This is a genomic window from Polaribacter staleyi (assembly GCF_038024045.1).
Lineage (GTDB): Bacteria > Bacteroidota > Bacteroidia > Flavobacteriales > Flavobacteriaceae > Polaribacter > Polaribacter butkevichii.
The window spans coordinates 4,341,101-4,366,760 of record NZ_CP150665.1 but is presented as its reverse complement, the minus strand read 5'-3'; the positions used below and the strand labels follow the sequence as shown (position 1 = coordinate 4,366,760).

22 protein-coding genes are annotated in these 25,660 nt (G+C 30.1%); 9 read left to right on the top strand and 13 right to left on the bottom strand.

Translation table 11 applies throughout. The features are described 5' to 3' along the window. Position 1 precedes the first annotated feature (1 nt). From rny to WHD07_RS18075, 3 genes are all read right to left on the bottom strand, one after another. Positions 2 to 1,570 (bottom strand): ribonuclease Y, encoded by a 1,569-nt coding sequence (gene rny, locus WHD07_RS18085; protein ID WP_105048140.1) that lies wholly within the window; start codon positions 1,568 to 1,570, stop codon positions 2 to 4. A gap of 232 nt (positions 1,571 to 1,802) precedes the next feature. After that, a complete protein-coding gene (locus WHD07_RS18080) occupies positions 1,803 to 2,093 on the bottom strand; it encodes a cell division protein ZapA (RefSeq protein ID WP_105048139.1) in 291 nt (96 codons plus the stop codon). Positions 2,094 to 2,106: 13 nt separating this feature from the next. Then, entirely contained in the window at positions 2,107 to 2,397 is a 291-nt protein-coding gene (locus tag WHD07_RS18075) for a hypothetical protein (protein WP_343329504.1), read from the bottom strand. 148 nt (positions 2,398 to 2,545) lie between these two features. Here WHD07_RS18075 and WHD07_RS18070 point away from each other — a divergent pair, with 148 nt between their 5' ends. Both WHD07_RS18070 and WHD07_RS18065 read left to right on the top strand, forming a co-directional pair. Further along, positions 2,546 to 4,249, top strand: coding sequence for a M23 family metallopeptidase (locus WHD07_RS18070; protein ID WP_343329503.1), 1,704 nt, complete (start codon positions 2,546 to 2,548; stop codon positions 4,247 to 4,249). Between the two features lie 64 nt (positions 4,250 to 4,313). Further along, entirely contained in the window at positions 4,314 to 6,704 is a 2,391-nt protein-coding gene (locus WHD07_RS18065) for a TonB-dependent receptor (protein WP_343329502.1), read from the top strand. A gap of 4 nt (positions 6,705 to 6,708) precedes the next feature. On the opposite strand, the gene WHD07_RS18060 is transcribed toward WHD07_RS18065, so the two are convergent. Continuing rightward, positions 6,709 to 7,101, bottom strand: coding sequence for a hypothetical protein (locus WHD07_RS18060; protein ID WP_105048135.1), 393 nt, complete (start codon positions 7,099 to 7,101; stop codon positions 6,709 to 6,711). Positions 7,102 to 7,203: 102 nt separating this feature from the next. After that, complete coding sequence (locus WHD07_RS18055) at positions 7,204 to 7,611, bottom strand: helix-turn-helix transcriptional regulator (protein WP_343329501.1); 408 nt, start codon at positions 7,609 to 7,611, stop codon at positions 7,204 to 7,206. Positions 7,612 to 7,694: 83 nt separating this feature from the next. Between WHD07_RS18055 and WHD07_RS18050 the strand changes: the two genes are divergently transcribed. Further along, positions 7,695 to 9,518 carry an ATP-binding protein gene (locus WHD07_RS18050; RefSeq protein WP_343329500.1) on the top strand — a complete coding sequence of 608 codons (1,824 nt, stop codon included), beginning with the start codon at positions 7,695 to 7,697 and terminating at the stop codon, positions 9,516 to 9,518. Beyond that, a complete protein-coding gene (locus WHD07_RS18045) occupies positions 9,511 to 10,137 on the top strand; it encodes a response regulator transcription factor (RefSeq protein ID WP_343329499.1) in 627 nt (208 codons plus the stop codon). The genes WHD07_RS18050 and WHD07_RS18045 overlap by 8 nt, the downstream gene beginning before the upstream one ends. On the opposite strand, the gene bcp is transcribed toward WHD07_RS18045, so the two are convergent. After that, entirely contained in the window at positions 10,134 to 10,586 is a 453-nt protein-coding gene (gene bcp, locus WHD07_RS18040; RefSeq protein ID WP_343329498.1) for a thioredoxin-dependent thiol peroxidase, read from the bottom strand. The two genes, WHD07_RS18045 and bcp, sit on opposite strands and share 4 nt — an antisense overlap. A 128-nt stretch (positions 10,587 to 10,714) precedes the next feature. Further along, positions 10,715 to 11,572, bottom strand: a complete 858-nt coding sequence (locus tag WHD07_RS18035) for a follicular epithelium yolk protein subunit (RefSeq protein WP_105048130.1) — start codon at positions 11,570 to 11,572, stop codon at positions 10,715 to 10,717. Positions 11,573 to 11,809: 237 nt separating this feature from the next. On the opposite strand from WHD07_RS18035, the gene WHD07_RS18030 reads away from it, so the two are divergent. Further along, entirely contained in the window at positions 11,810 to 12,460 is a 651-nt protein-coding gene (locus WHD07_RS18030; RefSeq protein ID WP_343329497.1) for an endonuclease III, read from the top strand. A gap of 34 nt (positions 12,461 to 12,494) precedes the next feature. Here WHD07_RS18030 and WHD07_RS18025 read toward each other — a convergent pair whose 3' ends face one another. The 4 genes from WHD07_RS18025 to WHD07_RS18010 form a co-directional block, all read right to left on the bottom strand. Further along, entirely contained in the window at positions 12,495 to 12,833 is a 339-nt protein-coding gene (locus WHD07_RS18025; RefSeq protein WP_343329496.1) for a protease inhibitor I42 family protein, read from the bottom strand. Positions 12,834 to 12,896: 63 nt separating this feature from the next. Next, entirely contained in the window at positions 12,897 to 13,301 is a 405-nt protein-coding gene (locus WHD07_RS18020; protein ID WP_343329495.1) for a hypothetical protein, read from the bottom strand. A gap of 25 nt (positions 13,302 to 13,326) precedes the next feature. Beyond that, positions 13,327 to 14,445 (bottom strand): C1 family peptidase, encoded by a 1,119-nt coding sequence (locus tag WHD07_RS18015; protein ID WP_105048126.1) that lies wholly within the window; start codon positions 14,443 to 14,445, stop codon positions 13,327 to 13,329. Positions 14,446 to 14,844: 399 nt separating this feature from the next. Continuing rightward, positions 14,845 to 15,429 carry an RNA polymerase sigma factor gene (locus tag WHD07_RS18010; RefSeq protein WP_211296700.1) on the bottom strand — a complete coding sequence of 195 codons (585 nt, stop codon included), beginning with the start codon at positions 15,427 to 15,429 and terminating at the stop codon, positions 14,845 to 14,847. 218 nt (positions 15,430 to 15,647) lie between these two features. Between WHD07_RS18010 and uvrA the strand changes: the two genes are divergently transcribed. Both uvrA and WHD07_RS18000 read left to right on the top strand, forming a co-directional pair. Beyond that, positions 15,648 to 18,440, top strand: a complete 2,793-nt coding sequence (gene uvrA, locus WHD07_RS18005) for an excinuclease ABC subunit UvrA (RefSeq protein ID WP_343329494.1) — start codon at positions 15,648 to 15,650, stop codon at positions 18,438 to 18,440. Between the two features lie 316 nt (positions 18,441 to 18,756). Then, positions 18,757 to 19,869, top strand: a complete 1,113-nt coding sequence (locus WHD07_RS18000; protein WP_343329493.1) for a MauE/DoxX family redox-associated membrane protein — start codon at positions 18,757 to 18,759, stop codon at positions 19,867 to 19,869. 75 nt (positions 19,870 to 19,944) lie between these two features. Here WHD07_RS18000 and WHD07_RS17995 read toward each other — a convergent pair whose 3' ends face one another. Beyond that, positions 19,945 to 21,027, bottom strand: coding sequence for an HmuY family protein (locus tag WHD07_RS17995; protein ID WP_343329492.1), 1,083 nt, complete (start codon positions 21,025 to 21,027; stop codon positions 19,945 to 19,947). A gap of 25 nt (positions 21,028 to 21,052) precedes the next feature. Continuing rightward, entirely contained in the window at positions 21,053 to 23,182 is a 2,130-nt protein-coding gene (locus WHD07_RS17990; RefSeq protein ID WP_343329491.1) for a TonB-dependent receptor plug domain-containing protein, read from the bottom strand. 95 nt (positions 23,183 to 23,277) lie between these two features. On the opposite strand from WHD07_RS17990, the gene WHD07_RS17985 reads away from it, so the two are divergent. After that, a complete protein-coding gene (locus WHD07_RS17985) occupies positions 23,278 to 24,180 on the top strand; it encodes a DUF6607 family protein (protein WP_343329490.1) in 903 nt (300 codons plus the stop codon). Between the two features lie 3 nt (positions 24,181 to 24,183). After that, positions 24,184 to 25,656 (top strand): ankyrin repeat domain-containing protein, encoded by a 1,473-nt coding sequence (locus WHD07_RS17980; RefSeq protein WP_343329489.1) that lies wholly within the window; start codon positions 24,184 to 24,186, stop codon positions 25,654 to 25,656. The last annotated feature ends 4 nt before the right edge of the window (positions 25,657 to 25,660 follow it).

Sequence of the window (25,660 nt, the reverse complement as noted above, 5' to 3'; positions counted from 1 at the left end):
TTTATTTAGCTACATTAACCGCTCTAGTTTCTCTAATAACAGTTACTTTTACCTGACCTGGATACGTCATATCGTTTTGTATTTTTTGAGAGATACTAAAAGACAATTCTGCTGCTTTGGTATCATTTACTTTACCACTTTCTACCATTACACGTAGTTCACGTCCTGCCTGAATAGCATAAGCTTTTTGAACACCTGCAAATCCAAATGCAATATTTTCTAAATCTTTTAAACGCTGAATGTAAGAATCTAATACCTGACGTCTTGCCCCTGGTCTTGCTCCTGAAATAGCATCACAAACTTGTACAATTGGCGCTATTAACGTTTTCATTTCAATTTCATCATGGTGTGCTCCAATAGCATTACAAACATCTGGTTTTTCACCATATTTCTCTGCCCATTCCATACCTAATAAAGCATGCGGAAGTTCGCTTTCTGTATCTGGCACTTTACCAATATCATGCAATAAACCTGCACGTTTTGCTACTTTAGAATTTAACCCCATTTCTGCAGCCATAATACCACAAAGATTAGCTACTTCTCTCGAGTGCTGTAATAAATTCTGTCCGTAAGAAGAACGATATTTCATTCTACCAACAGTTTTTATCAATTCTGGATGTAAACCATGAATCCCTAAATCTATAACAGTTCTTTTACCAACTTCTATAATTTCTTGTGTAATTTGGTTCTCTGTCTTTTTAACAACCTCTTCAATCCTAGCAGGATGAATTCTACCATCCGTTACTAATTTGTGCATTGCTAATCTTGCAATCTCTCTTCGTACAGGATCAAAACAAGAAAGAATAATGGCTTCTGGAGTATCATCTACAATAATTTCTACACCAGTTGCTGCTTCTAAAGCTCTAATATTTCGTCCTTCTCTACCAATAATTCGTCCTTTAACATCATCAGACTCTAAGTTAAATACAGACACACAGTTTTCTACGGCTTGCTCTACACCTACTCTTTGTATGGTTCCTAAAATAACTTTTCTAGCTTCTTGTTCTGCTGTTAATTTAGCTTCTTCAATAGAAGTTTGTACAAAAGCCATAGCTTCTGTTTTTGCTTCGTCTTTTAAAGATGAAATCAACTCTTTTTTAGCATCTTCTGCGGATAAACCAGAAATTTGCTCTAGCATGTCTACATGACGCTTGTGCATTTTTTCTAGCTCAGTTTCTTTATTCTCTAAAAAGTCTAATTTCTTATTAAACTCCCCTTCTTTATGTTCTAAAGATTTATTTAATCTTTTATTTTTATCTACTTCAGATGCTACTTGAGACTCTCTATCTCTAATACGTTTTTCTACATCAGAAATCTTTTTTTCTCTACTAAGAATTACTTTTTCATGCTCTGCTTTTAACTCAATAAACTTTTCTTTTGCTTGTAATATTTTCTCTTTTTTTACAGAATCTGCATCTATTTTTGCCTCTTTTAAAATTGCTGCAGCTTCTTTTCTTGTTCCACTAAGTATCTTTTTCCCTTTTGCTTTTTCTAAAGCATTTGCAATTAAAAATCCGACTGCAATTCCTATCAAAACTCCCACAATAATGGGAAGTATCATTCCATCCATAATTTAAATTTAATATATAAAAAAAGCCTACATTAGTGTGGTTTTTTAAACTCCAAATATGTTACTTATAGGACTAACTAACTGTTCAAGGATCCACTTGGTACTGAAATAAATTCAGTAGCTATGGCTTGCTATAGTAGTTAAGACTCATCCTTCATAATTGAATCGTGTTGAGTTTAATAAACAATGTACTAACGTAGGCAGTGTGTTGTTAATGTATATTTTAAAGAACTTATTTTAAATGAGAATCAACCAAATTAGTTAACTCTTTTATTTTATCTACTACTTCTCTATCTGTAGAATCCTTTTCTATTGATGTTATTTCTACTTTAGAAGCAAATTGTAATGCACACATTGCTAAAACATCTTGTTTATCGCTTACTGCATAATTTTCTTCATACATAGAAATTAACTTATTAATAGCAGTTGCGGCTTTTCTCATGCCTTCCTCTTCTTTAGTGTTATTCACACTTAAAGGATAGGTTCTACCTGCTATAACAACATTAATTTTAAGTTTTCCCACAATTTAATGAACTTTATTTGTGTAATTCTATAATACACCTATCGATTTCTCGAATTAAAGTATTTATTTTGAGTTTTGTATCTCTTGTATTTGTACTACTGCCGTCTATAGTTTTTGCAATCTTAAGCAAATCATATTCTTTTTGCTGTTCTGCTAATAATCGCTGACTTTCAATTAACTGATGTTGTAATTTGTTTGTACTTTGAAGCAATATTTCATTTTCATTCTTTAAAAATTCATAATTAGATAATAAGCTTTGTAGCTTATCTTCTAGTAAATGAATTGCTTCTATTGTATTACACATCTAAATCTTAAGAATAAAACTATAACTACAAAGTTAACATTCTGTTTTAAACTTTACAACATTTTGTTACTTATTTTATCAATACATTAAGGATTAACCGTTTAATCAAAAAATGATTTTTACTATTTTTGCATAAAATAATCGCATTTTGAAACAAACAGTATTGTTATTCACATTCTTATCTACTTTTTTTAGTTTTTCCCAAGAAAAATATCCCCAAGACTATTTTAGAAATCCTTTAGGCATTTCAACTGTTTTAGCAGGTACTTTTGGCGAATTAAGGAGTAATCACTTTCATTCTGGTGTAGATATTAAAACTCAAGGAAGGGAAGGTTTAAAAGTTTATGCACCTGCAGATGGATATGTATCTAGAATAAAAGTAGCACAATATGGTTATGGTAAAGCTCTTTATATTACACATCCAAATGGATTTACTACCGTATATGGGCACTTAAGTAAATATGCTGATAAAATTCAAGAATATATAAAAGAACTTCAGTATAAGAAAGAGAACTATGAAACTGGTAATTTATTTTTTAAAGAAGATAAATTTCCTGTAAAAAAAGGAGAAGTTATTGCGTATTCTGGAGACACAGGTAGTTCTGGAGGACCACATTTACATTTTGAAGTGAGAGATACCAAAACAGAACACGTAATTAACCCATTGTTTTTTGGATTAAAACCAGAAGATACAACCTCTCCTCTTTTTCTAGCATTAAAAATATATCCGCTTAACAACAACGCAAGAATTAATAATAAAAATAAAAGCTTGGTTCTTCCTTTAAAAAGTATAAAAAAAGGCAGTTATTCAGTGAATAAAATTGCTGCTTCTGGAATAATTGGTTTTGGTGTAAATGTTTTTGATAGGCTAGATAAAGCAAACAATAAAAACGGAATTTATAGTTTAGAAATGTTTGTAAACGGAAAACGTTTTTACCATCATGATGTAGAAACTTTTTCTTTTGCAGAAAGTAAGTTTATAAACTTACACATCGATTATCCACATTATAAAAAATACAAGAAAAAATATCAAAAAACATATAAGGAAACGGCAAACAAGCTTTCTACTTACGAAGGATTGATTAATAATGGGAAAATAAACATAAAAAACGGATTGAATTACAACATAGAAATTATTGCTAAAGATTACAAAGGCAACCTTAGTTCACTTAAAATACCTATAGTAGGAAAAGAAAGTAATGCTATTTTTACTCAACAAAAAGATACAACTGCTTATAAAATTGTAGCTAAAAACTTTTATAAATTTACGCAAAAAAATGTAACCGTTGCTTTTCCTAAAAACACCTTTTATGAAGATCTTTATTTAGATTTTAAAGTGGATAAAGGCGTTGCTAAAATCCATACACCTACCCTTCCTTTAGATAAAAGTTTTACTTTAACTTTTAATGTTTCTAAATATTCTGAAACAGAAAAACAACAGCTTTATATTGCTAATGTAGAAAACGCAAAATATCCGTGGTTCCAATACACCAGAAAAAAGGACAGTACTTTTTACACCACAACCAAAACATTGGGCAAATATGCTTTGGTTAGTGATACTCATAAACCAAAAATAAGTTTATTGTATTTTAAAAATAACCAATGGATTTCTAAAAGTAAAACCATTAAAGTAAAAATTTCTGATAGTGGTTCTGGTATTAAAAATTACAGAGCTACCATTGATGGAAAATGGATACTAATGGAGTACAATCATAAAAAAAGAATATTAACCTATAATTTTAGTGATAATAAATTGGTTGGTAGCAAACATATCTTTAAAATTGTAGTCTCGGACAATGTTGGAAATACGAATACACTTTCTGCAACGTTCTTTAAGAAACAAGTAAACTAATATGTATCTAAAAAAAGTATTTCTAATTTTATTATTGCTACCTGTTTGCTCATTTGCTCAAAAAATGACTATTCTAAAGGGAACTGTTAAAGATAAAAACAAGCAACCTATAGAAAAAGTATCCATAAAATATAACAACGTGGGTACAACCACAGATAAAAATGGTAATTACCAAATTAGAATTCCTTATAGAGAAGAAATCATACTAGTTTTTAGTCATTTATCTTACAGAACTTATACTAAAAAATATATTGCAAATAGTAGAAATGGAGTTCGTTACTCTGTTACACTTACTTCTAAAACAGAAGAATTAAAAGAAATAGTTATTAAAGATAACATTAGAAATGCACAGGGTGTAAAGAAAATTGACATTGCAGTTGTTAAAAATGTTATTGGCCCAAATGCTGGTGTAGAAAACGTTTTAATGACCTTACCTGGTGTTAGTAATAACAACGAATTAAGTACCCAATACAATGTTAGAGGTGGTAATTTTGATGAAAACCTGGTCTATGTAAATGGTATTGAAATCTACAGACCTTTTTTAATTAGATCTGGTCAACAAGAAGGGTTGAGTTTTATCAACTCAAACATGGTGCAAAACATTAATTTTTCTGCAGGTGGTTTTCAGGCCAAATATGGCGATAAATTATCCTCTGTTTTAGACATTACATATAAAAAGCCAACTGAAACAGCCACCACTATTGATGCTAGTTTATTAGGTGCTAGTGCTACTTTTGAAGGGCAGTTTTTAAATAAAAAATTAAGTACAATTACAGGTATTAGATATAGAGATAACAGCTTGTTTGTAAATAGCAAACAAATTGAAACCAATTTTAAACCAAAATTTACAGATGTTCAAACCTATTTATCTTATGAGTTTTCAGAAAAATTCTCATTAAATTTCTTAGGTAACTTTTCTTTAAATGATTACAATTATCAACCAATATCTAGAAGAACACGTTTTGGTACTGTTGCAAATCCTTTAGAGTTAATTGTTTTTTATTCTGGTCAAGAACAAGATAAATACTTAACAATGTTTGGTGCTTTGTCTGCCGATTATAAAGTAAGTGATAATTTTACTTTAACAGCAACCGCATCTAGATACAATACACAAGAAGAAGAACATTTTGATATTGCAGCTGCGTATAATTTAGGTGAAATTGATGCAAATATTGGTTCAGAAAATTTTGGGGAAGTAGATTTTTCTCAAGGAATTGGTTCTCAATTAAATCATGCTCGTAACGATTTAGATGCGTTAATAACCAATCTGCAAATAAAAGGAACCATTAAAAAAGGTGACATTCAATGGAACTTTGGAGCTAAATATCAAAAAGAAGATATTAGAGATCGTATTAGAGAGTGGGAAGTTATAGACTCTTTAGGCTTTGCTATAAGACCGCCTTTCCATAGTTCTAACAATCAACCTTATCAGCCTTTTGAAGGCGAAATAACCCCATATCAAAACATTAGAAAAGACAATAATGTTGCTATCAATAGAGTTTCTGGTTTTGTGCAATTTAACCAACGTTCTTTTTGGAATGAGCATGAGGTTTTTTATAACTTAGGAATTAGATCTCAAAGTTGGTCAGTAACAGGAAATGGTATTACATCTAAAAACCAAACCATTATTAGTCCTAGAGGTCAATTTGCCATCAAACCTAATTGGGACAAAGACATGTTGTTTCGTGTTTCTGGTGGATGGTATTCTCAACCACCTTCTTATAGAGAGTTAAGAGACTTTAATGGAGATATTAATGTAGATGTAAAAGCTCAAAAATCGATTCACATGGTGGCAGGAATGGATTATAGTTTTCAAATGTGGGAGAGACCTTTTAAGCTAACAACAGAATTGTATTTTAAAGATTTATCTGATGTAAATGCCTATTCTATAGACAATGTTAGAATACGTTATAGAGCAGACAATGTAACTACAGCCTATGCAACCGGATTAGATATGCGATTAAATGGAGAGTTTGTTCCTGGTAGTGAAAGTTGGGTTAGTTTAGGATATTTAAAAACAGAAGAAAATATTGATAACAGAGGTGCTATTGCAAGACCTTCTGATCAACGTATTAAATTCGGAATTCTTTTTCAAGATTACGTACCGAATTTACCAAACCTAAAAGCCTATTTAAACTTGGTATACAACACTGGAGTTCCTGGTGGTTCTCCATCCTATGCAGATGTTTATGATTTTCAAAACCGTTTAAGAGATTATAAACGTGCCGATTTAGGAGTATCGTATATTTTTGTAGATGCAAATAAACAATATACAACAGGTTGGATGTCTAAATTTAAAGAATTATCCGCAGGTTTAGAACTCTTTAATATGTTTGATATTCAAAACTCTATTACCAATACTTGGGTTAGAGATGTGTATTCTAAAACGCAATTTGGTATTCCTAACTTTATGACAGGGCGTGTATTAAACTTTAAAGTTGGTATGAAGTTTTAAATTATTATCTAAAACAATCTGATTTTTTAGGATACTTGTTAGAACTTAATAAATCTCTTCTATAAAATAATACTTTACCTACAGAGATATTAGATTTTTTTGCAGACATGCCTAAAAACAACTCCTTTTTCCCTTTTCTAGCAAAATCATAAGTTAAGTCTTGATGCAGTGCTTTTTGAACACCTTTGTATCTATAACATACTAACAAACCATAAACACCTGAACTTTTAGTTGGTTTTTTAGCTTTCATATCATAAGAATTTGGTGTAACAATTAATCTAGCATTACCATATTCATTTTCTTCTAATAACGTTTTAACATTAGTAATTGCTTGTGAATTGATGTTTTGTGCTATAAACATTACACCAATAATAAATAATTTTGTTGTTTTGTTCATCTTATTTAAATTTAAATAATTAATACATTCTTTTTTAATAAAAAAAGCGAACAGGTTTTAATTTGCTCACTTTCTTCATTCAAACAAATTTACTTCTCCTTTTTATATTTTATCTAAAACATTAAATGCGTTGGCATATTTATACAAATCAAATATAGATTCTAACTCTAATTTTTGTTTTATATTTTTTCTATGAGTACTAACAGTTGTCGGTTCTATAAAAAGTTGTGTTGCAATTTCTTTGGTTGATTTTCCTACAACAACCAACTCAAAAATTTGGCTTTCTTTTTTAGTTAACGAATAAAATTTAGCTTTATTCAATTTTTTAAAACGCTTTTCTTCTTGTAAATTTTTAGAAAACTTTTTAAGATATGAAAGGTCTTGCAACCCTAGATTATAAAAACGCAAAAAATCTTCAATAAGATTTATAGGTATTTCTTTATCGCTAATTTGATATTTATTATCAATCGATTTTAACTCGTTATACTCATACAATTTTTTAACTTCCATAGCATAAATCATTTTTCATAAGCAAAATTAGGTTGTACTCATAAAAAAAAACCATACTTTAGTCGGGTCTTTAAATACTAAATGTGAAAATTAAACTCCCCCTACTCTTATTTTTCTTTGCTTTATGTTCTTTTTCACAAAAAGAAGCACCTTCTGTTTATAAATCTATTTCATACTTTAAACACCCTACCAAAGACACTGTTTCTTTTACTAAAATTATTAAAAACCACAAAGAAGGAAAATTTCAAGTAGAAAAAAACCCGAAAATTTATAAAAAAATAGAAGAAAATACTTTGTGGAATCATTTTGAATTGCAGCCATCTACCATAAAAAACGACTACAAATATTTTACAATTGCCGACCCATATTTACCTTACGGAAAAATATATTTAAAAATAGGTGATAAAATTGACTCCCTTTATAGAGTTTCTAATAACAAAGAATTTCCTCATAAAAATATATTTTACAGATACCCTGTTTGGAAATTACCTATAGACACTGTTAAAACTACAGATGTTTTTTTAAAAATTAAAAATACAGACACTAGAACCCGATTATCTTACTTTTTAGAGACTGAAAATCAATTTTTAAAACGTGTAGAAACCGAGTATTTTTCATTTGGCTTGTTTATAGCCTTTCTAATTTCCATGGCTTTTATTTTGGTGTTTTTTGCCGTTATAAAAAAAGAATATGCCGTTTTATTTTACGCCTTATATATTTTTACGGTATTAATAGAATTTTTAGCTGGTAAAGCAATTGGAGTGCAATATTTTTGGTCTGGTAGCGAATTTGCAATTAATAATATTAGAAGCCTTAGCCAAACAATTGGAGTGGCAGCTATTGGATATTTTTATTTAAAATTTTACAAACTAAACAAATCTCAAATAATTCCTAAATTACTTTTTAAGATTGGTACTTATATTGCTTTAACTCTCCTATTATTCTATTTGTATAAATTTTTCTTTGGCGGACTTATTACTTTATACCTTTATGTTTGGACTATCTTAAAAATAATAATTTTTATTTGGGTTTTAAACCACTTGTATTTAACCATTACAAAACAACTACCAATATACTTGGTTATCGCTTTTATACTACCTATACTAGCCGTAATAAATGGGCAAATTATGAATCCGAGTGTCTACAATCCGCTAGCCATAAAATTTAGTGGTCCGGCAATTTACTACATCGCTTTATCTTTAGAAATTTTACTTTTTACTCGGTTTATTTTTGGATCTGTCATAGAAACTCAGTTTAAATATTTTAAACTTAAAAAAATAAGCGATGAATTAAAATATAATTTTCAAAATAAAACCTTAGCATTTCAGCACGCAGAAAGAAATAATTTAGTAAACAATGTACATGATACTTTTGGTGGTTATTTAGAAGCTTTAAAACTTCGTTTATTACAAAACGATGAAAAATCACCAGAAAAAGTAAAAGAAATTTTAGATGCTTTTTATAACGATTACAGATATTTACTAAACAGTTTATATGCCCCAAAAATTAATTCTGATAATTTTATAGATAGTTTAATAGAGTTCTGTTCTAAAATTGATAATTTAACAAAACACAAAATTAGCTACAACTTCAATCTTAAAAACATCGAACTTTCTCAAGATAAATGTGTGCATCTGTATCGAATAATTTCAGAATTAACTACAAATGCCATAAAATACTCTAAAGCATCAGAAATAAAAATTAGTATGAATGACCATAAAAACCAACTCATAATACTTAACGTTACCGATAATGGTATTGGTTTTAATGAAGACTTAGTGCTAAAAAAAGGTTTTGGTTTAGAAAGCGTAAAAAAAAGAGTAGAACAAATAGAAGGAACTTTAAAAATAGACACAAGTAAAAAAGGTTCTAATTTTGAAATAAAAATACCTATAACCAATGATTAATCCCCCAATAAAAATTGTTATTGCAGATGATAATCGCTTTTTTTGTGACGCTCTAAAAGATAGTTTAAATACTCATACTGAATTAAATGTAACCAATACTTTTACTACATTAAAAGAATTGATTCAATATACAAACAGTTGTAATTTAGACGTTTTAATCTTAGATGTAAATTTTAATGGTCAAAATTCTTTAGATTTTATTGATGAAATAAAGAAAGTAAATAACAATTTTAAAATTATTGCTTTAACAACAATGAATAATAATTTTATTAAAGAAAAAGCAATAAAAAATGGTGTGGATGTTTTTGTAGGAAAAGATGGAAATCTGGCTAATTTTAAGACAATTATACTAAATTGTTTAACAGATAAAACTGTTAAAAAAGATAAAACCTCATCAAAAATTATTATAGGTAATTACACATTTACAAAACGAAAATTAGAAATATTACAAGCTTTATTTAAGCATTCTGATAAAAATGAAAAAGAACTTTCGGCAATATTACATATTACAGAAAGTTCTTTAAAATCTCATAAAAGAGAGCTTTTTGAAATTACAAATACTAAAAGCACTCCAGAATTAATCAAATTCGGAATTCAAAAATCTTTAATAGTTGTTTAATCTAAAATCTGAGCAGCGTGTGCTTTTGTTTTTACTTTTGCAATAACATCTTCTATTACTCCATTTTCATCAATTACAAAAGTAGTTCTATGAATTCCATCATATTCTTTACCCATAAATTTCTTTGGTCCCCAAACACCAAAAGCTTCAATAACAGCTTTATCTTCATCTGCTAACAACGGAAAAGGTAATTCGTTTTTGTTAATGAAATTTTGTTGTCTTTTAGCAGAATCTGCACTTACGCCCAAAACATCATATCCTTTAGCTAAAAAAGATTGATAATTATCTCTTAAATCACAAGCTTCATTAGTACAACCTGGTGTACTTGCCTTTGGATAAAAGAATAAAACCAATTTCTTACCAGTATAATCAGATAATTTTATGGTGTTTCCTAAATTGTCTTTTGCTTCAAACTGTGGAGCCTTATCTCCTATTTTTAGTGATGTCATGTTTATCTTAGTTTTTAAAGTTTAAAAGTACAAAGAAAAATTTACTGAAGTATAACAAAGAGCATAACAAAAACCACAGTTTTACTTAAACTGTGGTAAATAATTTCATAATCTATACTAAATTAGCACTAAGCTCTTTGGTCTGCCAAAGCAAAATTCTGTAACATTTTACCTTTAGCATCTATGATTTCTATTTTTCCATCAGAATAAAAACCAATATCGAAAATTTCAGTTGATTCAACCGAATTTTTTATACCTGCAGCAGACATAACACTAGCAACTGGCAAGGCAAAAAAATGATGTCCTTTAAAAGTTGGATTGTAATTTACAGCCACACTACCTGTTAAGTATGCCCTATATGTAACCTTAACTTGCATAGCCCCTTTACTTGCAGAAAGCTTTGCTTCTACAGATTGCCCTGGATCTAAATCTACACTTACACCAGAAGAAGACCCTACAGTAGTAGTTTCACTCTTTGTTTCTCCAATAGACCAAGACTGACTATAAGATAATGTTGTTGTTGATTTTGCACTTACAACCTCTATACTAACACCTACCTCAATAGCTTCACTTATAGAAAGTGTACCTCCTGTAGACCATGAACTTGAAACGGTATTTGAAACCTGCTCAGAAATACTAGCATTAAAAGAGCCTTTAACACTACTATTATTTGTAAATGTTTTGGTTGCTAAAATATCTGGTTTAGATGAGATTCCTAAAATTTCTGCTCTAATAGGTACTAAAACAGTACTTACTTGAGACCAACCATAGGTTCTGTATAAATCATTCCAAGGTGTTGGACTATGAAGATATGCATCATTAGGATTTTTTCCAAAATACTTTCCAACAGCATTCTTTAAAGAAGAGTCAGATAATTTAAATGTAGACCGCTCAGTATCTGTAATAATATGCTGAATACTTCCTGTTGCTGTTGCTTTTGATGCATTTGCATCTGTAGCAGCCGTAATATTAATTACAATTCCCATAATTATTTGGTTTTAAATTATTAATAAAATGTGTTTATTTTAATAGTTAAAAAACTATTTTACTCACTTCAAAAATACACACTTAAACAACTCTATAACATAAGGTTAACACCTGTTTAAAAAATCAAGTTCTTCTACCTATTATTCTTTTTTATTATTAACAAATATTATATGTTCTCTAAATTATTATTAAAAAAAATCAATATGCATATATTTGCTTAATCATATAAAACAACAATGACCAAACAAGAAAAAGTACAATTTGTAATTGACACACTGCAAGAAAAATATCCAGAAATACCGGTTCCTTTAGATCACAAAGACCCTTTTACGCTTTTGGTTGCAGTTTTACTATCTGCACAATGTACAGATGTAAGAGTTAATAAAATTACGCCTTTGTTGTTCGCTAAAGCGGATAACCCTTTTGATATGGTAAAAATGACCGTAGAAGAAATTAAGGAAATTATTCGTCCTTGTGGCTTGTCGCCAATGAAAAGTAAAGGCATTTACGGTTTGTCTAAAATATTAATAGAAAAATATGACGGAGAAGTTCCTAAAACTTTTGAAGCTTTAGAAGAACTACCTGCTGTTGGTCATAAAACTGCTGGCGTTGTTTTAAGTCAAGCTTTTGGTATTCCTGCATTTCCTGTAGATACTCATATTTTAAGATTAATGTATCGTTGGAATTTATCTAACGGAAAAAGTGTTGCACAAACAGAAAAAGATGCAAAAAGACTGTTTCCAAAAGAATTATGGAACGATTTACATTTGCAAATTATTTGGTACGGAAGAGAGTATTCTCCTGCTCGTGGTTGGGATTTAGATAAAGACATTATTACTAAAACAGTAGGTCGAAAAACAGTTTTAGACGACTATTATAAAAAATAGATTAAAAATTAAATAATAATTCTATCGAGCTTAATTATTTATCTTCCTCTTCTATAAGTACAGTAACTTTAAATCGATCATCAATAGAGTCGGGGCCACTCCATTCTTGCCAATATTTAAGCTCAACAGTAATTTCACCAAGTTCTTGGGCTATAAATTCTACAACTCTTTTTCCGCTTCCTCCTAAGGTTTTTTTATGGGTTAATTTATAATCATTAAAAACTACCTTTAATAGAGAAGGTATTTCCCCTTCAATACCCCAAATATAACCTGTATTTGAATTTTCTGTAAGTATTATTTTTATAGAATCCCCAATATTTACATGAATAACACTATCATGATCTTCTTTCGTTAAAATAAATTCGTTGTTCATTTCTATTTTTAATTTAAAGTTAAAAAAACTTGAGCATTTCTGCCCAAGTTTTTACACATTCTTTTACCAAACATATATTTCTTTTATTTGCCCACCATCAATTTTAATTTTAGTGTTCTTATTATATTGTTTTGCATGAGCAGCTAAAATAGATAAAGCTACACAAGAAGAGTTATTAGAAGAATTTAATTTTTTCCAACCCATTCCGCTAATTCCGGCCCAAGAGTTTCTTATTTCATCTTTTGCCCATAAAGAGGTAACTTTTTTGTTTTCGTGCCAAACACCTGCGCCAAAGCTATCATTTTCTGCAGCTTCCTCTTCATTTGGCGGAAGCAATTCTGGACCAGAAAACTCACTAAAAGCATCTGTATTTTCTAAACTTTCTTGTGGTGTAGATTCTAAAGAAGATTGCATATTTAATTCTTCTATATTTTCATCTGGACAGTTACATTTTTTATCATCTTTCATTTTGTTTATTTTTAGTGATTAATAATTAAGCGTAAACTTCAATAATTTCGCCATTACTTATTTTTACAGTTGCATTTCCATTCATTCCTTTAGCTGTAGCTAAATAGGTAAGCATTATATAGAAATTAGTATCATTTTTATTACTAATTCTCTTCCATCCTTCTCCTGATAAATACACAAAAGCATTTCTAGTTGATGAATTTGCCCAAAGACCTGTTACTTTTTTAGTTAAGGTTCCAGAATCAACAATTCCTTCAACCCCCCACACTTCATTATCTATTCCACATTGTCCGTATCCTATTTTAAAGAACCCTTGTTCTCCAAAACCAGTTCCCCAACTATTTTTACAAATCCAATACCTACCGCTGTCACTATAACCTACAATAGAAACACAATGTCCTCCTCTTTGAGTAGCACCAGCAGTTTTTCTATAAACACCACTTCTATAACCATAAAAATCTGAATACACGGTATAACAAGCTGTAAGAGGTCCTTTTGTAGACAACCAATCTTTCATTTTACTGATAGAGGTTAATTTTTTAAAACCACTAATTTTCTTAACACTGTTTTGCCATCCAGATTTTAGTCCGGTACAATCTTGATCACTCGCTGTATAAGGATAATGCGCTTCATCTGTTACCCCTTTACTTTTAAAAGCTGTCATTGCTGGTGGCACCCACCAACCGCCTTTACTACCACTACACCTTCTTCCTTCTGCTCTAGCATGACAATAAAACAAATGTGCTTCTGAGAAATCAACGGCATAATTTGCATCATTTCTCATTTTTCTTATGGTTCCTTCTACCGTAGCAATGGTACCAAAAGCAACACAAGAGCCACAACTTCTTTGATTTTTTACAGGCGTAATAAAATTTTTGCCACCTACATTTCGTAAATCGTAACTAGACGGTGCTGAAAAAGCTTTATTGGATGCTAACATAACCATGTATTCTTGAAAATTTGCTTGAGCAGCTTCTTCTTTTTCTTCTAAAGACGGCTCATCATCTCCTGGAATATATCCCAAAAGTAAATCTTGCTCTTCTTGCGACAATTCGAAAATATCAGAACTACCAGCTTGCCAACTAGCACCTTCATTTTCAATCGCACTTTTAATTGATGTTAATTTTTCTGTTTGATTAGACATAATAATTAGTTTAAGATTAATATAATAAGATATCTACACTTGCAATTGCATTACAAATGTAGTATCAACCCAAACCAATAAAAAAGGTAAACAACTGATAATCAGAAAGGAAAAACACCTTAAAAAATAAATAAAGAAGAAAAATAAACATAGAAGCACAAAAAAAAGCCCCAACGTTAGTTGAAGCTTTTTCCTCTCTTAATTCAAATTCAATTCAATGAAGTCTTTTGATTTCGTTTTAACAAAAGTTAGCGATTTGGAAAAATTAATCAAAAATTGAACTGTTTCTTGTTTAGGTTGCTTCCGAAAATCAGAAGACTTTTTAGAGTAAAGTTGCATCATATAGTTAATTTAATAAACTGATTATAAACTACTAACGCTACTTAATTTCTTTTATTGTTAATCAACCAAAATAATTTTATGTTTTTCTATTAATTTACGCATATTTATAAGAGCATAACGCATTCTACCAAGTGCTGTATTAATGCTAACCCCTGTATTTTCGCTAATTTCTTTAAAACTCATATCTTTATACATGCGCATTATCAAAACCTCTTTTTGTTCTTCTGGCAGCTCATTTACAAGCTCTCTAACATCTGCATGAATCTGTTCTTGTATAATTTGCTTTTCGGCATTTAAATTGCCATCCCCCAAAATAGAAAAAATATCAAACTCATCAGTATTTTTAAAGCTTGGCATTCTATTGGTTTTTCTAAAATGATCTATTACCAAATTATGAGCAATTCTCATAACCCAAGGTAAAAACTTACCTTCTTCGTTATAATTTCCTTTTTTTAAAGTTCTAATAACTTTTATAAATGTATCCTGAAAAACGTCTTCTGTAATATCTCTATCTTGTACTTTGCTATATATAAAGCTAAATAATCTTTGTTGATGTCTTTTAATTAAAACCTCTAAAGCTGCTTCTTTTCCTAAAATATAATTACTTACTAAAGTACTGTCTGTAATTGAGTTTTTTTCCATCATAACCACTTTTAAAGAGCAAGTTGCTCTTCTGTTTTATTATTAAATTAATAATTTAAAAGTAGTTTTTTACGTATATGCGTCTAATTTAGTGGTGCTTATGAGTTCCAAATATCAATATTATTTTTGAAATCAACAAATGTTTTAGCAAAATTCATTAACATTTCTTTTAAATTGGTTTAAAAAAGAGGTATTTTTATACCTTATATTTTTTATGAATGAAGACGGACATTTCTAAAGTAAATCCTAAAGAAAACATTATAATTAAAGGAGCTAGACTCCATAATTTAAAGAACATAGACGTTGTTATACCAAGAAATAAATTGGTTGTAATTACAGGACTTTCTGGTTCAGGAAAGTCATCTTTAGCGTTTGATACTTTGTATGCAGAAGGTCAGCGACGTTATGTAGAGAGTTTAAGCTCTTATGCGCGTCAGTTTTTAGGCAAATTACACAAGCCTAAGGTAGATTATATAAAAGGTATTGCACCGGCAATTGCCATTGAGCAAAAAGTAAATTCTACAAATCCGCGTTCTACAGTAGGTACATCAACAGAAATTTACGATTATATAAAATTATTATATGCCAGAATTGGTAAAACCTTCTCCCCTATTTCTGGTAAAGAAGTTAAAAAAGACACGGTTTCTGATGTAGTTTCTTTTGTAAAGGAGTTTGATGAAAGATCAAAATTATTGTTGTTAGCTCCTATTACAATTGATGAAAACCGAGATTTAAAAACCGTTTTACAAGTTCTAGAACAGCAAGGCTATGCGCGTTTAAAATGGAACGATAAAGTATATAGAATTGCAGATTTTCCGCAGGCTGAATTTAAAAACGAACCTTTATTTTTAGTCGTAGATAGAATTATTACCAAAGACGATGACGACTTTTTTAATCGTTTAGCAGATGCTATTCAGACAGCTTTTTTTGAAGGAAAAGGAATCTGTTTTATAGAAAATTTAGAAGACAATAAAGTAGCTGAATTTAGTAATAAGTTCGATTTAGACGGCATGTCTTTCTTAGAACCCAACACACATTTATTCAGTTTTAACAATCCTTATGGCGCTTGTCCAACTTGTGAGGGGTATGGAAGCGTAATTGGTATCGATGAAGAATTAGTGATTCCGAATACGGGTTTATCTATTATGGAAGATTGTATTTTTCCGTTTAAAACACCTTCTTATGTACATTATAAAGAAGACCTAATAGATGTTGCGTATCAATTCGATATTCCTATTCACAAACCTTGGTTCGAACTTACCGAAGAACAAAAAGAATTGGTTTGGAATGGTAATAAATCCTTTAACGGAATACATCATTTCTTTACCGTTTTAGAAGAAAAAAGTTATAAAATTCAGAACCGAGTAATGCTTTCTCGCTACCGCGGAAAAACAAAATGTACGTCTTGTAATGGAAAACGTTTAAGACACGAAACGAATTTTGTAAAAATAAACGAAAAAACAATTTCAGACCTAGTAACTCTTCCTTTAGATGAATTATCTGTCTTTTTTAAGAATATTAAATTAGATAAATACGATGCTAAAATAGGGCAGCGTTTACTAACAGAAATTAACAATCGTTTGCTGTTTTTAACCAATGTTGGTTTATCTTATTTAACCATCAACAGAACTTCTAATACTCTTTCTGGAGGTGAAAGTCAGCGTATTAATTTAGCAACTTCTTTAGGGAGTTCTTTAGTGGGTTCTATGTATATTTTAGATGAACCAAGTATTGGTTTGCATCCAAAAGATACCGAACGCTTAATTGATGTTTTAAAAGATTTACGAGATTTAGGAAACACCGTTGTTGTGGTAGAGCATGATGAAGATATTATGCGAGAGGCCGATTATATTATAGATATTGGTCCAGAGGCTGGTACTTTTGGTGGACATGTTGTTGCAGAAGGAAACTTTGATGCCATCTTAAAATCAGACTCATTAACGGCAAAATACCTTAACGAAGAATTAAAAATCGAGGTTCCTACCAAACGTAGAACTTCTAGAAATAAAATTGAAATAATTGGTGCCAGAGAAAACAATTTAAAGAATGTAGATGTTAAGTTTCCACTAAATTGTTTGTCTGTAATAACAGGTGTTTCGGGTTCGGGAAAAAGTACGTTGGTTAAAAGCATTTTGTATCCAACAATGCAAAAACAACTGATTGGTCATGGAGAAAAAGTTGGACAACATACAGAAGTAAAAGGCGATTTTGACACCTTAAAACACGTAGAATTTATCGATCAAAACCCAATCGGACGCTCATCTCGTTCCAACCCTGTAACGTATATTAAAGCTTATGATGATATTCGCTCGTTATTTGCAAATCAGAAATTATCATCCATCAGAAACTACAAACCCAAGCACTTTTCTTTCAATGTAGAAGGCGGTCGTTGCGAGGTTTGTAAAGGAGAAGGAGAAGTTACCATCGAAATGCAATTTATGGCAGATGTACATTTAGAGTGTGATGCTTGTAACGGAAAACGCTTTAAAAAAGAAGTTTTAGAAGTTAAATTCGATGGAAAATCTATAGATGATATTTTAAATCTAACGATTGATGATGCGGTTGCATTTTTCTCAGAAAATTTGGTAACAAAAATTGCAAGTAAATTAAAACCTTTGCAAGATGTTGGTTTGGGTTATGTAAAATTAGGCCAGTCTTCTTCTACCCTTTCAGGCGGAGAAGCGCAGCGTATAAAATTGGCTTCCTTTTTAGTAAAAGGAAACACCAAAGACAAGGCATTGTTTATTTTTGATGAACCTACAACAGGTTTGCATTTTCACGATATTAAAAAATTATTAGCATCGTTTAATGCCTTAATAGACAAAGGGCATTCTATTATTGTGATAGAACATAACATAGAATTAATTAAATGTGCAGATTATATTATAGATTTAGGTTTAGAAGGTGGTAAAAACGGTGGAAACCTTATTTTTCAAGGAACTCCAGAAGAATTAGCAAAAAATAAAGAGTCTTATACGGCTAAATATTTGGCAGAAAAATTGGTTTATTAGAAGCTATTTCCGGCTTTACACTATATCTTTTTATAGCCGTCATTGCAAGTTTACTTTTTTGTAAACTGTGGCAATCCTTTAATTGAAGAGATTGCTTCGTTCCTCGCAAAGACCCCCATTAATAAAGGCTATAAAAAGGATGTCGTTTCAATCCGGGCTAGACTTGTTTGCATACAAAGTGAAAAAGGATTTTTTTTCCATTCCAAGCAAAGGATAAAGAAGAATCTAAAAAAATTAGAATTAAATGATGAGATTTCTCAATCACTGAAAAAACTCATTTAGGAATAACAAGCGTTAGAAAATAAAAACAAATAAAATGATTACAAATCTAACAGACAAACAGAAAATAAACTGGGTAAGAATTCTTGCTATTCTTGCCGTATTAGTAGTTATGGTATATTCTCCAAAATTATGGCTTACCACAAAAGTTTTCCCTGTATTACCTATGTTCGATTGGTTGCCAATTCCTACCTATCCTTTCGATTATATTTTAGCAGGATTTTTCTTTTTAATACAGGTTGTCTACATTTTTCAGAATAAAAGATGGCAAGGTTGGACCATTCTTGGTCTTTACCTATTTTTAGCTTTTGTAGATCAAAACAGATTACAGCCTTACGTCTATCAAAGTTTTTTAACCATTTTTGCGATAGAAATTTTCAATAGAAAAGCAAATCCAAGGAAAATATTATATGCTATTATTCTTATCTTTTTCGCTACTTATTTTTGGAGCGGAATTCAGAAATTAAATGAAGCCTTTTACATACAATGGTTAAGCGCCATCAACAAACATTTTGGTTTTTTACCGCAATGGTTTTTAGTTGCTTTTACCTATGCAGTGCCTTGGTTAGAAGCTTTAATGGGTGTTTTATTACTGTTTAAAAAAACTAGAAAATTTGGAGTTCTTTTTATTACATTAATGCATTCTACAATTACATTTTTATTATTTTATTTGGGCTATGGTTACAATGTTGTACCATGGAACATTCAGAATATATTAAGTGTAATCATCATCTTTTGGACTTTAAAAACATCAAATGCATTTGAATTCTTTCTACAATTTTTTAATACACAGAAATTAGCCATTTTGGTTTTCACCATGATGTTACCACTTGCAAACAACCTAACTGGTTTTTATGACAACTTGTTATCTTTTCATTTTTTTACAGCGGATTTAAAATATTATATTGTTTACCTAGATGAAGAATTAGAACAAAATTTACCAGAACACATTCAAAATTTTTGTAGAACTTTCGAAGGAAAAACATACATAAACATAGCTGAATGGTCTCAACATGACAATAAATCTTTGTTTTACCCAGAAGACAGAACTATTGAATATGTAGATGCTTATTTGCGATCTTTTGCTAAAAACCCAGACAAAGAAGGGTTGACACAATTGGTAAATTATAACCAAATAATTAAAGAATAAAAAAGCCATTTAAACTTTCGTTTAAACGGCCTTTCCAACTAAAATTACAAATTATATAATAACTGAAGACTAAAATTATTGTAATAAACTATATATAAATTCTGGATGTCCACGTTCTCCTGCATCGTTTGTTAATGCTAAAAACTGAAGTTTATAAAGGTTGCCATCTGTGTCATTTACAATATAAAACACATTCTCTTTTAAAGTAGGTAAACTTCCTGGTCCACCACCATTTCTCCAACTACTACCAATACCACGTTGGTCTGTTGTAAATTTTGTTGCATCTACATCTGTTAAAGAAAAACTATCATAACTAAAAGAATCTACTTCTGTATCTATCATATAAACTTTAGCGTCTGATTTTGTATTATTTGTTACATAATCAGAAAATCCATAAGAACCATAACCATCAATTTCGTTGGTAAAAACTGTAAAATTTAAGTCCCAATTTGCTTTTTCTGGTGCAACCGTAACCACACTTTCTGTATTAAAACTAAAAAAAGTAAAATTGTGTGTTGCGCTTTTAGAGATGGTTACTTCTTTATGCGTTGTTGCATCTAAATCTGCATATTGTAAAACATAATTGTTTCCATCTTTTAAGATTCTTATTTTTTTCCATCCTCTAGCCTCTCCTGCAACTGCAACGCTTCCTGTTGCTGCTGTTTCTGTACCAATTTCGAAACCTAAGTTTATTAAATACACTTTATTAGCTGTGTTTGTATCAGAAATTTCTGCAATTGCAGTTGCTATTATAGTACCATCTGGTGAGTCTACATAAACGGTATTATTAGCATCAAAAGTACCAACAGCTACTTTTCCTTGTAATTCTTGCACTTCTGCTGTTGTAGCGTTTACAGCATCTATATCTGTTGATGATAATTGACCAGTAGCCATATATAGAGATCCATTTATGGTTACTCTAAATTCAGACCCTGAATAGAAACCTAAATCCCAAGAATCTCTTTTTACAACAGAAGTTGTATTTGTACTTAAATCTACATATACTTGGTTTGGTTCATTAGGTCCGCCTACTTCTGGAGAAATGGCTGCTCCATCTATTATTACAACAAAGGGGTCTATTGGAGTGTCTTCTGAGTTACAACTTGCAAAAGAAAATACAGCTGCACATAAAATAAAGGTTAAAAATTTGTTTGTCATGATTTTAATATTTGGTTATTAGTGTTTAAAAATTAAGGTTATATAATAGTTTTAAGTAATAAGATCGTCCGTAGCCCAATAACAAAGAATTATTGTTAGAAGCATGTGCTACTCCGTCTGTACTTGCATTGCTAACATTTACATTAGTAACGTCAAATAAGTTTCTACCGCCTAAAGTGGCTTGAATTTTATTGTTAAAGAATGATTTTTTTACAGAAGCATCTACCCAATTATAAGCGCTGGTAGACGATTTAGAAAATATAGAATTCCCGTTATCATCTACACCCGATGAAATATAATTTTGCTGATTACCATTGTGTTTAAACAACACTGTAAATGCCGTTTTCCATTTTTCTATATTGTAACTCGCACTTGTGTTTAATTGAAAAGAGTATAAAAAGTCGTTTTCTGCATTTATTTCATTCGTAGCTATTCTAGAAATACCTTGTAAAGTAGCGCCCAAGTTAAAGGTCCAATTATCTTTTTTAATACTATTTTCAGAAGAGATTCCCCATAATTTATAAGCATCAATATTAATATATTGATATTGCAAAGGAGTAGGATTTACAATAGCTAAATCTATCTTACCTCTAACATCTAAATAACTAACTTTTAAACTGTTTAATAAAGACAAATCATGAATATAACTGTGTTTTTTTAGGTTGATAAATGCCGTAAATCCGTTTTCTGGATTCAGGTTTTCATTCCCTCTAACATCATGATTCGAATCTACGAAGTAATAGTATAACTCTTCAAAATTTGGCGTTCTGTAAGAAGTACCAATGTTACCACGTAACTCAAAACCATTATTCATTAAATATCGCGCACTTATAGAGGCTAATATTTTAGACTTGAATAACGAATTATATTCATATCGTATTCCGGGTCTTAGTAAAAATGCATCAGAAAACTTAAATTCGGCAGAACCATAAAAAGCATAATTATTCTGAGATTGCTGTTTATCTTGTTGCGTAACATCGCCAGAAGCTTGCGTGTCAAAACCATTGATAAACCTTGTTTCGTATCCTAATTGAAAATTAAAAAAATCACTTTTTACAAGGTTATTAATGCTTCCTTTAGAAAAGAAAACTTTACTTGACTGATATACATCATCCGTTTCATTACTTCTTTCTGAACTTAAAATGTAGTAATTAAACTCGTTTAAATAACGCTTTTGTTGTTGGTAAGAAAGTGAAGCATTATAATTAGCGCCCGTGTTTAAACTCCCTACAAGATTTAGATTATTTACAAACCGATGCGTTTTAAAAATTTTATCCGTTGCAGACGGATTACTCGTTTGCGCTTGTGTATCTATATTTGCTCTAACCGCTTCATCATAATAATTTATGAGCTCATTAAAGTATTCAAATTTATAAAATAACTGAAAATTATCTTTCTTGTATTGTACAAATGCAGTTGAATTAAATTGTTCTTTTGGTAACCAATCATATCCTCTTAAACCATCATTTTGGTAATAGCTTTTTCCTTGTTTACCATTAAAAAAACCTGCAAACTGATTGCGATTCACACCAACTCTAGCAAACCAATTTTCATTTATATTATGAGAAATATTAAATACTTGTATATGTCTGCCTTCATTAAACCAAGCATACTCATCACTCACCGTTTCTTCTTGCAAAGAAGCATTAATATTCCACTTATTTTCTATCGCTTTTTTAGTAATAATATTAATGACTCCAGATACAGCATTTGCGCCATACGCTACGCCCATTGCTCCTTCTACAATTTCTATTCGTTCTATATCATCTAAATTAACTTGGGTTAAATCGATGTTGTTTCCTAATCCGCTATCACTAACTAAAGGAATATTATCAACCAAAATATTAAAATACTGAGCATCTAATCCGAAGAAAGAAATAGTAGACTTACCTGTTTGAGAATTAGGTACTATGGTTAAGTTTAAATTAAAATTTAATAAATCTGCTAAATTATTAGCTGCCTGACTTTCTATTTGCTCTTTTTTTATAACGGTAACATTATGTACCGATTTTTTTACAGATTGAGGATTATACTGCCCAGTAATTACAACTTCTTCTAAAACAGTGATTTGTGTTGTGTCTTTTTTTACCTCTTGACTAAAAATACTGAGTGATACTAATAGTAATACAATAGTAATTTCTTTATTTAGAAACATTCTTAATAATTTTCGACAAATATATACGTTATTTTTAATCAATCTAAATAAATTTTATATTTTTGTCGAAATAATTAAAACACCAAAAAATAAAAATGACCAAATCAATATTAACTACACTACTACTTTTAGTATCGATTGCTATAAGTGCACAGAGCAAAAAAACAAAAGACAAGAATGCCATAAAAAAAATGTGCGGTTGCTATGAAGTGACTTTCAATTTTGCTGAAACTTTTAATTATAGTAAAGATTCTACATACAGACCTTCTAAAACTAAAGTTGATAAAGCTTTAGAATGGGCGGGTTTGGTAGAAGACGAGAATAATAAAATATCAATTCAACATTTATTACAAGTTGGTAACCCAAAAGACCCAATGATTATTAAACACTGGCGACAAGATTGGTTGTATGAAAACACAGATTTTTACATGTTTAATGGTGATAACAACTGGACTTTTGAGCAAAAAAATAAAAGTGATGTAAAAAAACAATGGACACAAAAAGTATATCAAGTAGATGACAGTCCACGTTACGAAGGTTCTGGAACTTGGGTTCATGTAGACGGAAAAAGCTATTGGGAAAACGAAACTACCGCTCCATTACCAAGAAGAGAATACACCAAAAGAAGCGATTATAACATCACGTTAAGAGGTAATAGACATGAAATTACAAGCTACGGTTGGCTTCATAACCAAGATAACAGTAAAATTATTCGCGAAGCGGGAAAAAAAGATGTTGTTTTAGCAAAAGAAAAAGGATACAATACGTACGTAAAAGTTGATGATAGTAGATGTAAAGCGGCTTCTGACTGGTGGAAAACTAACAATAACAAATGGCAATTGGTTAGAAATAAATGGGAAGATGTTTTTAATAGAAACAGAAATTTATCCTTAGAAAATAAAGTAGACAACAAACCATTATACAAACATTTATTTTCTGATAAAATTACCAAAGAAGACGAAATAAACACAATCATAGAATCATTTGTAAAAAAATAAATTATGCAAAAATCAAATAAAATAGCCTTACTATTTTTACTTATTAGCGTTACAGTAACTGCGCAAAAAAACAACATTTTTCATAACAGAGCTTTTTGGAAAACAAACCCAAGTATCTCTATTATAGATCAAAAAATTGCAGAAGGAAATGATGTTTCTGCTTCAAACAAAAATGCTTTTGATGGTGTTGTCTATGCAATTTTAAACAAAGTAGACAACAAAACAATTGAATATATTTTAACTAAAAATGGAAATAACGTTAATAAAAAAACACATGATGGACGAACGTATATTTTTTGGGCTGCTTACACTAATAATTTAGAAATTATGAAATATCTTGTTTCTAAAGGAGCAAAAACAGATGTAATTGATACACACGGAAACACTTTTTTAAACTTTGCTGCTTCGGCTGGTCAATTAGATATTGAATTGTACAAATACAGTTTTAGTATTGGTGCAGATATTACCAAAGAGAAAAATCATGATGGTGCAAATGCATTGTTGTTGGTTGCTTCTCATTTAAAAGATTTTAAACTTGTAGAATATTTAATTACAAAAGGAGCTTCATTAAGTGATAAAGACGCTAACGGTAACGGGCTTTTTGAATATGCTGCAAAAGGTGGTAACACCCAATTTTTAAAAATTCTTTTAGACAAGGGGGTTGATACCGGAAAAAATGCGATGTTATTTGCTAGCAAAGGTTCTAGAAACAAACAGAACACTTTAGAAACGTATCAATTTTTAGAAAAAAACGGAATAAAACCAAATGTTGTTGATGACAATAATAGAAATCCACTTCACTTTATCGCTAGAAATAATAAGGATCTTTCAATTTTTAAATACTTTATAGATAAAGGAGTATCTACTAACTTACAAGATAAAGAAGGAAATTCTCCTTTTATAAATGCTGCCAATAGCAACAGCTTAGAAGTTGTTAAATTATTATCTAAGGATGTAAAAAGTATCAACCTAAAAAATAATGACGGTCATACTGCCCTAACAAATGCTGTTGGTAGAAACTCTGTTGATGTAATTGAATACTTATTAGAAAAGGGTGCAGACATTAACACTGTTGATAAAGATGGAAATACGCTTTCTTATTATCTAATTAAAAACTTTAAAGCAAATAAGCCCGAAATTTTTGATGCCAAATTAAACGTTTTAGAAAAAAACGGATTGGTTATAAATCAACTTCAAAATTCTGGAAACACATTATTACATATTGCCACTCAAGAAAATAATTTGCCTTTATTAAAAAGGTTAGCCGCATTTAAAATTGATGTAAATACACTAAATAAAGAAAGCTTATCTGCATTACAAATAGCAGTTATGAAAGCTAAAAATATAGAAATCATTAAATATTTACTAAGCATTGGTGCTGATAAAAATATAAAAACAGATTTTGATGAATCTATTTTTGATTTAGCTTCTGAAAACGAATTATTACAAAAACAACAAATCAACTTTTTAAAATAATACC

Excerpts from the sequence above, each read along its gene's own strand:
- rny (WP_105048140.1), bottom strand. The coding sequence starts at position 1,570 with ATGGATGGAATGATACTTCCCATTATTGTGGGAGTTTTGATAGGAATT.
- WHD07_RS18075 (WP_343329504.1), bottom strand. The coding sequence starts at position 2,397 with ATGTGTAATACAATAGAAGCAATTCATTTACTAGAAGATAAGCTACAA.
- WHD07_RS18065 (WP_343329502.1), top strand. The coding sequence starts at position 4,314 with ATGACTATTCTAAAGGGAACTGTTAAAGATAAAAACAAGCAACCTATA.
- WHD07_RS18060 (WP_105048135.1), bottom strand. The coding sequence starts at position 7,101 with ATGAACAAAACAACAAAATTATTTATTATTGGTGTAATGTTTATAGCA.
- WHD07_RS18055 (WP_343329501.1), bottom strand. The coding sequence starts at position 7,611 with ATGGAAGTTAAAAAATTGTATGAGTATAACGAGTTAAAATCGATTGAT.
- WHD07_RS18045 (WP_343329499.1), top strand. The coding sequence starts at position 9,511 with ATGATTAATCCCCCAATAAAAATTGTTATTGCAGATGATAATCGCTTT.
- bcp (WP_343329498.1), bottom strand. The coding sequence starts at position 10,586 with ATGACATCACTAAAAATAGGAGATAAGGCTCCACAGTTTGAAGCAAAA.
- WHD07_RS18035 (WP_105048130.1), bottom strand. The coding sequence starts at position 11,572 with ATGGGAATTGTAATTAATATTACGGCTGCTACAGATGCAAATGCATCA.
- WHD07_RS18030 (WP_343329497.1), top strand. The coding sequence starts at position 11,810 with ATGACCAAACAAGAAAAAGTACAATTTGTAATTGACACACTGCAAGAA.
- WHD07_RS18025 (WP_343329496.1), bottom strand. The coding sequence starts at position 12,833 with ATGAACAACGAATTTATTTTAACGAAAGAAGATCATGATAGTGTTATT.
- WHD07_RS18020 (WP_343329495.1), bottom strand. The coding sequence starts at position 13,301 with ATGAAAGATGATAAAAAATGTAACTGTCCAGATGAAAATATAGAAGAA.
- WHD07_RS18015 (WP_105048126.1), bottom strand. The coding sequence starts at position 14,445 with ATGTCTAATCAAACAGAAAAATTAACATCAATTAAAAGTGCGATTGAA.
- WHD07_RS18010 (WP_211296700.1), bottom strand. The coding sequence starts at position 15,429 with ATGGAAAAAAACTCAATTACAGACAGTACTTTAGTAAGTAATTATATT.
- uvrA (WP_343329494.1), top strand. The coding sequence starts at position 15,648 with ATGAAGACGGACATTTCTAAAGTAAATCCTAAAGAAAACATTATAATT.
- WHD07_RS18000 (WP_343329493.1), top strand. The coding sequence starts at position 18,757 with ATGATTACAAATCTAACAGACAAACAGAAAATAAACTGGGTAAGAATT.
- WHD07_RS17995 (WP_343329492.1), bottom strand. The coding sequence starts at position 21,027 with ATGACAAACAAATTTTTAACCTTTATTTTATGTGCAGCTGTATTTTCT.
- WHD07_RS17990 (WP_343329491.1), bottom strand. The coding sequence starts at position 23,182 with ATGTTTCTAAATAAAGAAATTACTATTGTATTACTATTAGTATCACTC.
- WHD07_RS17985 (WP_343329490.1), top strand. The coding sequence starts at position 23,278 with ATGACCAAATCAATATTAACTACACTACTACTTTTAGTATCGATTGCT.
- WHD07_RS17980 (WP_343329489.1), top strand. The coding sequence starts at position 24,184 with ATGCAAAAATCAAATAAAATAGCCTTACTATTTTTACTTATTAGCGTT.